Raw genomic sequence first — 13,886 nt, 5'->3', positions numbered from 1 at the left:
CGCCGGCCAAACCCGTCACGGCCGAATCGCCCAGGAATCCTCGTGGTCAGCTCTTCGATGCCGCGATCACCGCGGCCGCCACCGCGGGGCCGACCCGCGGGTCCAAAGCGCTGGGAACGATGTGGTCGACCGCGAGGTCATCACCGACCACCGAGAAGATCGCCTCAGCTGCAGCCACCTTCATCGCTTCGGTGATACGGCGCGCGCCCGCGTCCAGCGCCCCACGAAACACGCCGGGGAAGGCCAGCACGTTGTTGATCTGATTGGGGAAGTCGCTACGCCCCGTTGCCACCACCGCGGCGTACTTGCGTGCAGCGTCGGGGTGGATCTCGGGGTCGGGATTGGACATCGCGAACACGATGCCGCCCGGCGCCATCGTCGCAATGAGTTCCTCGGGGACAAGACCCGCCGACACCCCCATGAATACGTCCGCGCCATCGAGCGCCTCAGCGAGACCACCGGTGAGTCCCCGCGGGTTGGTTCTGGTGGCCATCTCGTCCTTGAACGGATTCATGTCCCGGCGACCGGCGTGCAGGATGCCTTGCGAGTCCAGCACGGTGATGTCGCTGATTCCCTTGGCCAACAGGATGTTCGCGCACGCGATGCCCGCGGCCCCAGCGCCGGAGATAACGACACGCAACGTGTGCATGTCGCGGTCGAGCACCTTGGTGGCCCCCAGCAGAGCAGCAAGCACAACGATGGCGGTTCCGTGCTGATCATCGTGCATCACCGGGCAGTCCAATGCCTCGATGACGCGCCGCTCGATCTCGAAACAACGCGGCGCCGAGATGTCCTCCAGGTTGACCGCGCCAAACGTCGGACGTAGCCGCACGATTGTCTCGACGATTTCGTCGGGATCCTTGGTATCCAACACAATAGGGATGGAGTCCAGCCCGCCGAAGGTCTTGAACAGCGCGCTCTTGCCTTCCATGACAGGTAGCGACGCCGAAGCCCCGATGTCGCCGAGGCCAAGTACGGCAGTGCCGTCGCTGATCACCGCGACCAATCGGTTCGCCCAGGTGTACTTCTTCGCCAGTGTGTGATCGGTCGCGATAGCCCGGCTGACTTGAGCCACACCGGGCGTGTAGGCGATGGAAAGCGCCCGTTGTGTGTCTAACGGCGCCTTCAGCTCGATGGAGAGTTTCCCGCCCTCGTGGGCTTCGAAGATGTCCGCGTCGTCGATGGAGACCTGCGGTGTGCGTACCAGTTCGTCGAAGCTCATTGAGGGATCTTAGCGGCGCTCTAGTCGCAAAAAGCAAGACATGTGCGATATTTCACCCGATATAAGAGCAACAAATATGGTCGCAGATGCGACGAATGCAGCTGGTCCGATCGAACGCACCGGGTCTGCCCGCAGCACGTGCCACCCAACGCCCTCGTTCAGATCGAGAGGTCACTTGAACGTCCGTACGCTCACTATCGCCCCGGTATCTTGGCAACCCCGACATCGCGTCGCGAAACTGCTGCTACGACAAGGAGATCCTCTACTGCAGTGGACACACCCGGCAGCGCGTCCTGGTTGCGTGTTCAGATGTTCAAGTCGGCACGGCAGCTGACCTACGCGGCATCGTTCGACGACCATGCCGGCGCACAGCGGAACGTTCGGTGTCGCTATCGTTGCCATCGGCCAGGAAAGCTGACTGGCCCTAGCCGTCGCAGTGACGATGAGGGCCAGCAAGCATCCCGAACACAACCCGAAAAGACATGCTGTCCCACGGATGAATCACGCGCGGCTCTACCGTTGGCCAGTTCCGATTCACAGATCCTCGCCGACCGCGACAAACGCGGATACTTCAGCGCCCCGCGCCGGCAGTCGTTGATGCATGTCGAACAGCAGCGCCGGTCAGACGGATACTGTTGGCTGCTTGTCTATTCCAGCTACGGACGACGTGGCGAGCCGCTGGTCTCAGATAACCGATTTGCCAAGACCGCCGTCTACTTGAAGCACCTGCCCGGTTACGTATGACGACAGGTCGGAGGCGAGAAAGACTGCCGCAGCGGCGATCTCCTCAGGCTGCCCCCATCGGCCAAGGCGAATGCCGAGCTTCTCCACCATGCCGTCGCGTACCGCCTCGGCAGTACTGCCGGTCGCTTCAGCGGTGGCCGCGTGGCGATCCTTCCACACCTGTGTCAACGTCATACCGGGAGATATCGCATTGACGAGCACACCTTTTGCTGCAGCCTCGGCTCCGAGGTAGCTGGTCATAGCCACTACCGCGGCGTTGACGGCAGCTGCGATGCCGATGCCGGGGACGATCACGTGGGCCGCCATCCCAGCGATGTTGATGATGCGCCCCGTGCCCTCTTGCAGATGCGGTAGCGCCGCCCGGGAGACTCGCAGATAGCCAGTCGTCTTGCCGGCCATCGCGTCCGTTAGCGCCGACTCATCCACATCACTTAACGGACTACTGACCAACAATGGTGCTGCGCTGTTGACGAGGATATCCAGCCGGCCCCCCCAATCCAGCACCTTGCTGATCGCTGCGGTAACAGCAGCATCGTCGGTCACGTCAGCCGGCACGACAAGTACACGCTCGCCGAGGGCGGAAATCTGCTCGGCGGCCAGCTTCAGCTTGCTCTCGCTTCGGCCCAAAAGTGCCACTGCCGCGCCTTGGGCGTGCAGCGCCTCGGCGATCGCTAAGCCTAGGCCGCTACCGCCACCGGTGATAAGTGCGACCCGCCCGTCCAGTCGAATCCCAAGCGTCAAAGCTAATCTCCATTCACTGAAATGACCGGCGCGGTGGCCGTTCTGACCCTCAGTGTGCAAATCAGCCCACGCCGTTTGCAATGGTGGTTAACACGTCCATAACTGCACGCCAACCCCACTAACGGGCTTCTAACGAGATCGCATGACACTTCCACCGTGCCGGCACAACCAGCGGCAGTACATTCGCAACCGGCGGGCGACCAGACCGCTCCCTTGTCGTGTGAGGAAAACCCACTGTTAGGCGGAACTCGAACTCGACCTGGGGTGGCGAGGTCGTCGTTCATCGTCATGGCCACTGCACGGCGACACTGCACAACTTGCCCGCCTTCGACGGGGAAGTTGTGGTCCAGACCGTTCCACACCCTGCCGGTCCGGCGCCAAGCTGGCTCCCAACTCTGACTGCCGACCCGAATATCCCTACCGTCCACCGTCGTCCTCAGGAAGTGAGTACTAAGCGAAATGAACCTCGACGAAAAGATCCGCGCTGCCGGAAATGTCGTCACAATGCTGCGCAACGCGCCGCAGGGCCCCTACGTGTTCCCCATGCAGCCGGAGTACACGAACTGGCGCGATGAACAGCGAGCCTGGAAGGAGACGGCAGTCATGTTCGATCAATCGCTGCACATGACCGACATCTACTTCCGTGGCCCCGACGCACTACGGCTGATGTCCGACATTGGGGTCAACGGCTTCACCAACTTCGGCCGAAACAAAGCCAAGCAACTCATCATGTGTAACTACGACGGCTACTTCGTGGGCGACGCGATCCTGTTCGCGTTCGAAGACGACGAATTCAGCCTCGTCGCCCGTCCAGTCGGCCCCAACTGGGCTGCCTTTCAGGCCGAGGTAGGTGACTACCGAGTGACAGTTACCCGAGACGAACGATCCGCAGCCAATCTCGGCCGGCGTCTCACCTTCCGCTACCAGATCAACGGCCCAGCGACGCACAGCATCGTCGAAAAAGCTGTGGGCGGGCCGTTGCCGAGAATCAAATTTTTCAACATGGGCGAGTTCGAGATCAGCGGGTTTCCCATCAGGGCGCTCAACCACACGATGGCAGGAATTCCTGGACAGGAATTCACCGGCCTCGAGCTCGTCGGACCCTCCGAGGGTGGACAACAGGTTTGGGAGGCACTGCTGGAGGCGGGCCACGAATTCGGGCTTCGGCTAGGCGGAGCACGCGCCTACACCTCCACAGCCATCGAATCGGGCTGGATCGCTGCTCCCGTTCCCGCGATCTACTCCGGAGACGACATGAGGCCATTCCGGGAATGGCTGCCGGGCAACGGTTTCGAGGCCAATGCATCGATAGGGGGCAGCTTCGCGTCCGACCACATCGAAGACTATTACGTCACCCCATGGGATCTGGGCTACGGACATCTCATCAGATTCGACCACGACTTCATCGGGCGCGCAGCGCTGGAAGAGATGGCGCCCGGGCCGCACCGTCAAAAAGTCTGGCTCCGGTGGAATGACCGCGACGTGGCCGAGCTCATCGCCGATAGCCTCTTCGGCGCCGGTCCACCCACCAAATATCTGGAAATGCCGGTGTCGAACTACGGGACCAACTCCTACGACCAAGTAGTGGCCGACGGTCAGTTCATCGGCGTCTCGGCCAGCGCGGGCTTTACGGTCAACGTCGGCGGCTGGTCCTCGCATGCCATGATCGACCAGACAGAGGCCATCGACGGGCGTGAAGTGACCGTACTGGTAGGGGAGGAGAAGGGCGGCACCGCCAAGCCCACGGTCGAACGCCATATCCAGCGAGCTGTCCGCGCCAACGTGTGCACCCACCCGCTGGTATGAGTTATCCGATCCCGCTTTGTCGGGATCGACAACTTTTGTTGCACGAACAACGGTGACTTACGCGACCTCAGGAGGCCGCCGGCGCCCCGGGGCCACCGCGGCTAAACCGCTTCGATGCTGGACAGGAACGAGGCGCTTGCCGGCTATGTCTGGGCTCTGGGCAACCGCTGAGCGATGGCAGCTCCTGCCGCGTCTTTGCCGGGCCAGCTGACTAGCGATGTCCACCGCGGGGGGTGATATCGCGTAGTCGCGGTCCCGGTCCGATACGCTGCTGGTCGCTGTCTGTGTGCACAGCGATGCACCATGGCCGTAATGCGTTAACCACCCATGGAGCACGCCCGGAGTTCAGCTGGTCGCCGCGAGTGGGCTCAAGTAAGTCATACGTACGCAGCACCTTTGAGCGAAGCAGATCATCGACCAAACCACACAGCGTGATCCTGATGCGGCGATATGCTGGTCACCCGAATGAGGCTGGCGCAGTGGTAAACGAGTGCGGTGCGGTTTCGGCTGCCCAACAGCAGCCGGTGATCCAACGCAAACTCGCACCCCCGGCGATCAGCGGCGAGATGTTCACCCGTGATCGGCTCAACCGGCGCATTACTGATCTGCTGAAGGACCATCGAGTCGTAACGGTGTGTGCTGCTGCAGGAAGCGGCAAAACCACGGGCGTCGCAATGGCCGTCCGCACCCTTGACCGCGTTGTGGCCTGGCTATCCCTGGACGGCACGGAGACCGCGCCCGGACGACTGCTGAAATACCTGGAGTCCGCCGCAGCCTGTCATCTGCCGCACATCCCACCGGCGGCATCCCAGGCGCTAGCCAACGGTATCCCGCCAGTGGAGGCAGCCGGCCTGCTGGCCGAGAGTTGGGCCGGCAGCGGACTGCTGCTGGTCTGCGACAACGTCGAGAAAGTAACCGCTGACACCGACGCTCTCGCCATCCTCTCAGCGCTAGCAAGATACCTGCCCGCCGGCATCGGGATGCTGCTCATCTCCGACAGCGAGGTGGTTCTGGAGATCGACCCCGCCGACCCGGACACCTCAGTTGGGGAAATTGACCATGACATTTTGAACCTCAATGTCGACGAGGCAGGACAGGCGCTCGGTGGACTCGGCATACCGGACCAGGAGATCGCCGATCTGCTCGCCCAAACCCACGGCTGGCTGGCGGGCACGCGCTTCGCAGTCGCCCAGCGGCGCAGCCTCGACAATGCTGGCAACCGCACGGCGGACCGCTTGACAGCCAAAGTACTAGCCCCGCTATCACAGTCCGCGCGTAGCTTCCTGACCCGCACCAGCCTCCTAGCTGAAGTAACGGTCGAGTTTGCAATAGCGCTCGAGGAGCCCGACGCAGCACAGCTGATGGTCCAACTGACTACCACACGACTTCCCGCCACCTGGTCAGCGGATCGGAAGCGACTGATTCTGTATCCGCTGTTCCGCGAATGGCTTGCCGCACGGCTTGCAGGCTCCGAGGACGCCGAGACGATACGGCGTTTGCGCAGCAACTACGCCGAGGTGCTGGCCCAAAACGGTCATCCCGTGGAGGCAGTCGACACACTGTTGAGCCTGGGTGAGACCGAACGCGCTTGGCGCCAAGCCGCGCTTGCCCTTCCCAACATGGTCGCGCGGATGGATTTCACCTCGGCGACACGGTGGCTCGACGACCTCGTGGCAATCGAGAAAACGCCGACACCAGAGGTCGGCATGATCGTCTTGCGCGGCTCATTCGCCATGGAGCAAAGCGGCCGCGGCAACCGACTTCTGGAACGGTTTGGACACGACTGGCTACCCGGTCCGGACTCGCCCTATTTCGAGGAAGCACTGTTACTGGCTGCCTGGTGCCGCTGGCACGACGGGCGGCTCACTGAGGCACGGGTGCTCGCTGACCGTCTGCCAACCGGACGCGCACGCGACGCGGCCGAAAACTTGCTGGCCCTTTCTGAGGGTGGGGCACCACCGTTTCCGGAGTTCTCCTCCACACCGTCTGACACGATAGACGCGCTGCTGATGCGTATCGGCTACTTCCGTGGCCGGCTGCGCGAACTCGATAGACCCACAGGGCCAAACTCCGGGCCAGGTTCGCTAGGCGTCCCGTGGGTGATTGCTGGATTGCGTGCGACTGGACGTATCCACGAAGCGATGCAGATCTACGAGGTCCTCCGTAGCGGATGGCAGCCGCCATGGCTGCACGCCTTCGACGCCGTCGACCTGATGATCGACCTTGGGCGGCGCGACGAGGCATGGACGGCCCAGAACCGGGGCCACCAACTCATCGCCGGTACGGGTTCCCGTGTCTACCGGATCTTCGGCTATCTCAACGAGGCCAAGCTACAACTGCGGCTGCACCAAGACACCGAGGCCGCACGGCGGGCGTTGGCGGAGGCTGAATCCGGGGGAGCCGACAACCACGCTTTCAGCCGCGAACTCTGCCAGCTGTGGCGTGGACTGTGTCATCTACTCGACAACCGCAACGACGAAGCACTGACCGAGCTCGAGGCGTGTGTGGAGAGCATGCGCTTGGGCGATCGCAGACTCGAGCTAGCGACCGTAGCAACATACCTAGCCGAAGCGTATTGGCGACTGGGTAAAGAAGATGCCTCTGATGAAGCCGCCGAACTGGCGCTACGCGAAGCCTCGGCACGCGGTTCGCAGCATCTGCTGCTCAACGCACTGGCCGACGTTCCGGCAGTGGCTGTTCGCGCGGCCGACGCCTCGCCCAACCGTCAGTCACGCTGGCACGAGCTCACGGCGCTGCTATCCGGCGACAGTCAAGTCCAACTCTCCGCACGCGCTCCGCGACTGGTTCTGGAAGAGTTCGGTGAAGCGACCCTGACCCTGGACGGCATGCCCGCCAACCCGCGGCTAAGCAAGAGCATCGAATTGATGAGCTATCTGCTTGCCGCGCGGCGCGAGGTGACCCGTGAGGAACTCCTGGGCGCACTGTTTGACAGCCGCAACGACGCCGCGGATAGCAGCTACTTGCGGCAGGCGCTCTACCGGCTGCGCGCGGTACTGCCCGACGAGCTTGCTCCGCAGCAGAACGGCAATCGGTTCGCCTTTCCGCACCCAGAACTCGTCTGCGGAACCTCGCAGATCGTGCTCGACGGGCTGACCCAGGCCGACCGCCAAGACGACGAAATCCGGCTGCGCACTATGATCGAGGCGCTCACCCGGGCAAACCGTGGACAGTACCTTGCCGCCCTCTCCGGTCCGTGGGTGGAGCAACGGCGGTTCGAGGTCGGTGCGCGTCTCACCGACGGACGCATTGACGCGGCCAAGCTGGCGTTTCGGCTCAGCCGGTACCGAGAGGCGCGACTGATGGTCGATGAAGTTCTGCGCGTAAGCCCCGACCGCGAACAGGCCTGGCAGCTAGCGATCTCGTTGGCGCATGCAAGCGGCCGCGACGACACCGTCCTGGCGCTCTATCAGCGCTATATGGCCGCGATGCGTGACCTCGGAGTCGCGCCGTCTGCCGAGGTCCACAGGTTGGTAACACGACTCCGCAGGTGAAAACACGTGACGCCCGAGCCAGACGTCGACGCGCCCAGTGTCTTGAGATCACCGATTTCGATCCGATTAACACACCAGCGCAACACTAAGCATATTTCAGCCCACTATCACCTGCGCAGAACGCACCGTCATGGTCGAGATCAGGTCACGATTGAGGATGCTATGACGCCATCTACGACACCCGGACACCAGCGGGCCAAGCACGACGCGCGTTCAAGCAACGACGCCCACGGTCTTCCCGATCGCGTTCCCGTCCTGATCATCGGCGCTGGACCCATCGGGTTGGCGCTCGGTGTCGAACTCGGCATGCACGGCGTTGCGAGCCTGCTGGTGGAACAAGACACCGAAGTCCCTTCCGTGCCGGTCAAGGCGATGCTGCTCAACCCGCGCGCGCTTGAGCAGTTTCGTCGATGGGGGATTGCCACCACGCTGCGCCAAGCGGCCACCACACCCCCGGCCTGGCAGAAACAGGTCGTCCTCGCTACCTCGTTGACCGGCCGCGAGTACGGCGCATTTCGTCAGGGCCTCTCATTCCGGGGGGCCGACGACAGCGACCGGGTCGCGGAGAGCGCGCAGCTGGTGATGCAGCCCACCACGACGAAGGTGCTGCGGGACCGGGCGGTCGAACTCGGGGCCACCGTCGCATTGGGATGGCGGCTGGTGTCCCTCGACCAGGACGAGAACGGATGCATCGCCGAAGTCGAGCAGGTCACGACGGGGACCCGCCAGGTCATAGGCAGTGACTACCTCGTGGGCTGTGACGGAGCGCAGAGCACGGTGCGCGTCTCGGCAGGAATCAGCCGATCCGGGCGCGGCGGTGTCGCCGCGCACCTGCTCCTGCACTGGGAGTCCCCCGAGGTGTTCACGCACTCGCGCATCACGCCAGGCGCGTTCAACGCCCTGTACCACCCGGACGGCAACGCACTCGCAGTACCGATCGACGAGAAAAGCTGGTGCGCGCACGTCGCCGGCTACCCCGTCGACCTCGATCTCGACACGGTGGACGTCGACGCGATCGTGCAACGCATCGTCGGGCCGGACATCCCCTTCACCCTGACCTACAAGGGGGTCTACAAAATTCACGAGCGTATCGCCGATCGCTATCGAGTGGGCCGCTTGTTCCTCGCCGGGGATGCCGCACACCTCTGCGCACCGTGGGGTGGCCACAATATGAACGCCGGTATGGCCGACGCGCTCAACCTAGGGTGGAAGCTGGCCGCGACGCTGATGGGCTGGGGTGGCGACGCACTGCTCGACAGCTACGAAGCCGAGCGGCGGCCGATCGCGGTCACCAACGCCGTGGAGGCCTCCAGCAACGTGGATCGGTGGATTGAGACCTATGAGACAGTGCTCAGCACCATCGATGCCGAGGTCCTCGAGGCCGACGGCCACGAGGCGGAAAGCCGCCGCCGGGCGTGGGGCGATGCACTGTGGAGAGGTGTCAGGGCGCAGTTCGATAGTGAGGGCATAACCCTCGACCAGCGCTACCACAGTGAGGTCATCGCCGAAGATCCCGCACCCGTCACGCCGTGGTCGGCCACCGTCTACAGCCCGTCTAGCCATCCCGGACACCGGGCGCCGCACGCGTGGCTGTCCGCGCAGGTGTCGCTCTATGACGCGATGGGAATCGGGTTCAGCATCCTCTACCACCCGGGCGACGCCACGGCGGCGATGGGATTCGTCGCCCAAGCCAACCGCATCGGCATACCGCTGACCCCGATCGAGCTCACCGACCCGATCGCCGCGATCCGCTACGACCACCCGCTCACCGTCGTGCGACCCGATCAGCACGTGGCCTGGCGCGGTTCAGCCGACAGCGACCCCACCGCGGTCCTACTGAAGATCACCGGGTGCGAGGACCAAGTTCACGAAGGGGCGACAGCAGCCCTCTCGTGACGGCGATGAAGCCCCGCGCACGTCTCGATCGGCTGCTGTCTCGGACATGACATTCATCTCGGCGATCACGCCGCCGCCGGACTATGGACCAAAGTCTCTGTGCAGCCGGTCAATACGCGAAGCCGTGGCGAATGTCACCGACCTGTAGACCGCCGCGATCACGCTGGTAAGAAGTTCTCCGCGACGGATGGGCAGCCGCCGTTTCTACGCGCCGTCGACGCAGTGGGACCGCTTGCCCCGACTGCCGCGTCCGCTGACCGGAGATCTCAGCGCCGACTGGGCGCTGCGCCGCGCAACGTGGGATTGCCACATCGCCAGCGCGGGAATGCCGACCAGCTCCAGTATGGTCGCGGCAAGGAATACCGGATGTGGCCGACCGCTCTGCCACCACGAGAGCAGGCGTCCCAGGCCGCCCAGGAAGATAACGGCCGTCACGAAGCGGAAAAGTCCTGTGCGATGTTCGATGCGCGGAAGTCCTGACCAGATCACTGGTGCTGACGCCAGCCAGAACGCACTGACAAACCGGTACTCACTGTCGACGGTGGCATCCGACGCGGCCACTCCCGGCAGGGCCTTCGGACCGGCAAGCAGCCCGGCTAACCCGGACAGGAACGGTATCACCGCCAGCGCCCCGAGAATCATCTGCAGCTTTCGACGTCCACCATCACCGTCGGGCAGGTTCGTCCTCATGAACCCAGTCAAGCACTACGACGGTGCGTAGTCGATACTTTGGAGATCCGCTCAGCGTCTTCGTCTATTCGTTACCTGTCCCTCGCTGTACGTGACAGACCGCAGCGACTGCGGCGACGAGGTGCCGGCGCTCTATCAGCGCTATGTGGCGGCGCGATGCGTGACCTCGGCGTCGCGCCGTCTGCCGCGGTCCACAGGTTGGTCACACGACTTCGCCGCCGAAAACAGGTGTCCTACCAGCCGTAGGCGGGCACGTCCAATGTCTCGAGATGACCGATTTCGATTCGATTAACGCACCTGCGCCACACTGTGCACATCTCAGCCCACTATCACCTGCAGATAACACAGTGCGTCGCTGGACGTCCGAAGAATCAGTTCACCTTCAGGCCCATCCGACTTGACAGCTCGTCATTTCCTCCGGTGCAGCGCTCCGCCGCTGAACCAGATCGGATGCGGGTAGTCATCGGTTCCCCAGCGGCGCGCTTAAGGACACAAATGACAAGCAACACTGGCGGATTCGAGGTTCCCGTTATCCCGGAGGTGGCCAAAGGGCCAGCCGTGCCGCCATCAGGCTATCTGGTCGAGGAAGTGGCCGGCGGCGTCTACTGGATCACCGACGGCGGTTACCAATGCGCCTTCATCGTCTGCGAGGACGGGGTAATCGCAATTGATGCGCCACCATCGCTGGAAGATCGAGTGACCCGAGCCATCCGCGACGTGACGGACAAGCCAATCACCCACGTGATCTACTCCCATTACCACGGCGATCACATCGGTGCGGTGGATCAGTTCCCCGACGAAGCACTTCGAATCGCTCAGCAGGAGACCCACACACTGCTGAGCGAAATCGCAGACCCTGGCCGGCGACCACCAGACATCACCTTCAAGGACACCTATCGTCTTGACCTCGGCGGTCAGATCATCGAGATGCACTACCGCGGCAATAACCATGCGCCGGGAAACAGCTTCATCTACCTACCCCAGCAGAAGGTTTTGATGCTGGTCGACGTTATCTATCCCGGCTGGGTCCCGTTCACGAACATCGCCCAGTCCAAACACATCCCCGGTTTCATGGCATACCACGACTACGCGCTCGAATTCGACTTCCAGACCATGATCACCGGGCACCTGACTCGACTCGGCACGCGGGAGGACGTTCTCGTTCAGCGCGAGTACATGAAGGACATCCGCGACGCCGCCCTACACGCACTCGAGATCACCGGCGAGAAACGCGAACTGGCGCGGCAGGAAGTCGGGATCGAGCACATCTACTGGTACTTCAAGACAATGTATGAATCGTCTGCAGCCCAAGCCGCCAAGCCCGTCCTAGACAAGTGGCTTGGCCGACTTGGCGGCGTTGAAACGTTGGCCGTAAACCACACGCTGACGATGTACCACAGCCTGCGCCTTGACGAGAATGCCAAACCATCGGTCGTGTTCTTCCCGCCGACTGAGGGCTGCACCGACCATGAGCACTGACCCGCACAACACCCATTCCCCTCGACCATCGGAGGCCGCCATGCCCTCGCTCGCAATCGCCCGACTCGACCACATCGGTATCACCGTCCCCGATCTCGACCAGGCACGCGCATTCTTCGAAGATGTGTTGGGATTTGAATACCTCTACCGACTCGGTCCGCTGCGTGGCGAGGGCACCTGGATGAGCGAACATCTCAACATCGACGACGACGCGATCGCCCCGCGGATCTATTTCTTTCGTGTCGGAGAGCAGGCCATGCTCGAAGTCTTCGAGTACCAAGCACCCAACCAGCGGCGCGATGTGCCTCTCAACAGCGATATAGGTGGTCATCATCTGGCCTTCTACGTCGATGACATCGACGCAGCGGCTGCCGAGTTGCGCCGCCGCGGCGTACGTGTGCTCGGTGATCCAACGCCGAGTCGCGGTCCGCACGAAGGCCAGCGCTGGGTGTATTTCGTCACCCCCTGGGGCCTGAACTGTGAACTTGTCTCCTACCCGAACGGCAAGGCATACCTGCGCAACCCCGAGGCCTTCGACTAGAGACGCATCACCAATTACCAAGCGCGAGTGTGCGGTTGGTGCTGCATGCTACCGCTGCCCGGCGGTGTCGACGTCAAGCTTTAAGCCCCACGAACGTCGGTAAGGAACCTGTGCGGCCGGTCTCTCCTGCGTGAGCGCACACCGAATCCCTGGAAGGCGGCTGGCAAGCCGCAGGTCGCCGCGCAGGTTCGCCACGATGTTTGGTTGGTAAATGCTGCGCCACATATCACCGCAGCACCGCTCTACTTGCAGGACGTAGGCTAATCCGTGAGGCCAGTGAAACCCGCGGCCATAGAATAATTCAGTGCATCCACGGGCGACCGACCAGCACCAGATCAACGCGCGCAGTCCTACCGTCACGCAACTCCGCTGCACAGTCGTTTACGCGGAAGACGAGCCGATCACTCGTCCCGCCGCGGTGGGCCGCGGCGACCGGCTACCAGTCGACGGCCAGATACTGCGTTTCGGTGTACTCGAGCATCCCCTCGTGGCCGCCTTCGCGGCCGAGCCCGGACTGCTTCGTGCCCCCGAACGGAGCAGCGGGATCCGATACCACCGGTCGATTGATGCCGACCATCCCCGAGTCGAGCTGTTCGCCGACACGAAGACCGGTGCGAAGGTCAGTGGTGTACACGTAGGACACCAACCCGTACTCGGTCGCATTGGCTAACGCCACAGCATCATCGATATGTTCGAACGTGGTGATCGGCGCGACAGGGCCGAAGATTTCCTCACCGAGGATCGCGGCATCCGCGGGCACCGCATTCAGCACCGTGGGCATGTAGTAGAAGCCACGGCGGTTGGGGGCCGCGGCGCCGACGAGAGCTTTGGCCCCGCTATCTAGGGCGCCGCTGACCAACCCCGATACTTTGTCACGAGTCTTGGCATTGACAAGCGGACCGATATCGGTCCCGGGCTCCAAGCCTGGCCCGACGGTGAGCCGGCTCATCGCCTCGGCCAGGCGCCCGGCGAAGTCCTCGGCGATCGAGGCGTGCACGATGAACCGATTCGCCGCGGTGCACGCCGACCCCCCGTTGCGCAGCTTGGCGACCATGGCTCCAGAGACCGCCGCATCGAGGTCAGCGTCACCGAAGACCACAAACGGGGCGTTGCCGCCGAGCTCCATCCCGGAGTTCACGATGGTGCGCGCAGCGTGCGCCAACAGGCTGCGACCGACTTCTGTCGAGCCGGTGAATGACACCTTGCGGACCCGCGGGTCGTCCAGCAGTCGCGAGGCCAGGGCATCCGAACGGCG

9 protein-coding genes are annotated in these 13,886 nt (G+C 63.2%); 5 read left to right on the top strand and 4 right to left on the bottom strand.

Annotated features, from left to right (window positions below; translation table 11 throughout):
• Positions 1-46: 46 nt before the first annotated feature.
• Both MCHLDSM_RS01385 and MCHLDSM_RS01380 read right to left on the bottom strand, forming a co-directional pair.
• Complete coding sequence (locus tag MCHLDSM_RS01385) at positions 47-1,222, bottom strand: NAD(P)-dependent malic enzyme (RefSeq protein ID WP_048468547.1); 1,176 nt, start codon at positions 1,220-1,222, stop codon at positions 47-49.
• 684 nt (positions 1,223-1,906) lie between these two features.
• Positions 1,907-2,707, bottom strand: coding sequence for an SDR family NAD(P)-dependent oxidoreductase (locus MCHLDSM_RS01380; RefSeq protein WP_048468546.1), 801 nt, complete (start codon positions 2,705-2,707; stop codon positions 1,907-1,909).
• Positions 2,708-3,166: 459 nt separating this feature from the next.
• Between MCHLDSM_RS01380 and MCHLDSM_RS01375 the strand changes: the two genes are divergently transcribed.
• The 3 genes from MCHLDSM_RS01375 to MCHLDSM_RS01365 all read left to right on the top strand — a co-directional run bounded on the left by MCHLDSM_RS01375 (position 3,167) and on the right by MCHLDSM_RS01365 (position 9,921).
• Complete coding sequence (locus MCHLDSM_RS01375; protein ID WP_048468545.1) at positions 3,167-4,513, top strand: aminomethyltransferase family protein; 1,347 nt, start codon at positions 3,167-3,169, stop codon at positions 4,511-4,513.
• Positions 4,514-4,953: 440 nt separating this feature from the next.
• Entirely contained in the window at positions 4,954-8,025 is a 3,072-nt protein-coding gene (locus MCHLDSM_RS01370; RefSeq protein WP_082168651.1) for an AfsR/SARP family transcriptional regulator, read from the top strand.
• A 162-nt stretch (positions 8,026-8,187) separates the two neighbouring features.
• Complete coding sequence (locus tag MCHLDSM_RS01365) at positions 8,188-9,921, top strand: FAD-dependent monooxygenase (RefSeq protein WP_048468544.1); 1,734 nt, start codon at positions 8,188-8,190, stop codon at positions 9,919-9,921.
• Between the two features lie 204 nt (positions 9,922-10,125).
• Here the strand turns inward: MCHLDSM_RS01365 and MCHLDSM_RS01360 are convergent, their stop codons facing one another.
• Positions 10,126-10,611, bottom strand: a complete 486-nt coding sequence (locus MCHLDSM_RS01360; RefSeq protein ID WP_048468543.1) for a DUF4345 domain-containing protein — start codon at positions 10,609-10,611, stop codon at positions 10,126-10,128.
• Positions 10,612-11,106: 495 nt separating this feature from the next.
• Here MCHLDSM_RS01360 and MCHLDSM_RS01355 point away from each other — a divergent pair, with 495 nt between their 5' ends.
• Together MCHLDSM_RS01355 and MCHLDSM_RS01350 are read left to right on the top strand one after the other, a co-directional pair.
• A complete protein-coding gene (locus tag MCHLDSM_RS01355; RefSeq protein ID WP_048468542.1) occupies positions 11,107-12,090 on the top strand; it encodes an MBL fold metallo-hydrolase in 984 nt (327 codons plus the stop codon).
• Complete coding sequence (locus MCHLDSM_RS01350; RefSeq protein ID WP_201780347.1) at positions 12,080-12,631, top strand: VOC family protein; 552 nt, start codon at positions 12,080-12,082, stop codon at positions 12,629-12,631. Before MCHLDSM_RS01355 ends, MCHLDSM_RS01350 begins: the two co-directional genes overlap by 11 nt.
• Positions 12,632-13,067: 436 nt before the next feature.
• Here the strand turns inward: MCHLDSM_RS01350 and MCHLDSM_RS01345 are convergent.
• On the bottom strand, positions 13,068-13,886 hold an 819-nt coding region (locus tag MCHLDSM_RS01345; RefSeq protein ID WP_048468540.1), incomplete at its 5' end, for an aldehyde dehydrogenase family protein.

Source organism: Mycolicibacterium chlorophenolicum (genome assembly GCF_001044235.1).
Taxonomy (GTDB): Bacteria; Actinomycetota; Actinomycetes; order Mycobacteriales; family Mycobacteriaceae; genus Mycobacterium; species Mycobacterium chlorophenolicum.
Note: the sequence above shows the minus strand (reverse complement) of the source record. Positions and strands in the feature narration are given on the sequence as shown.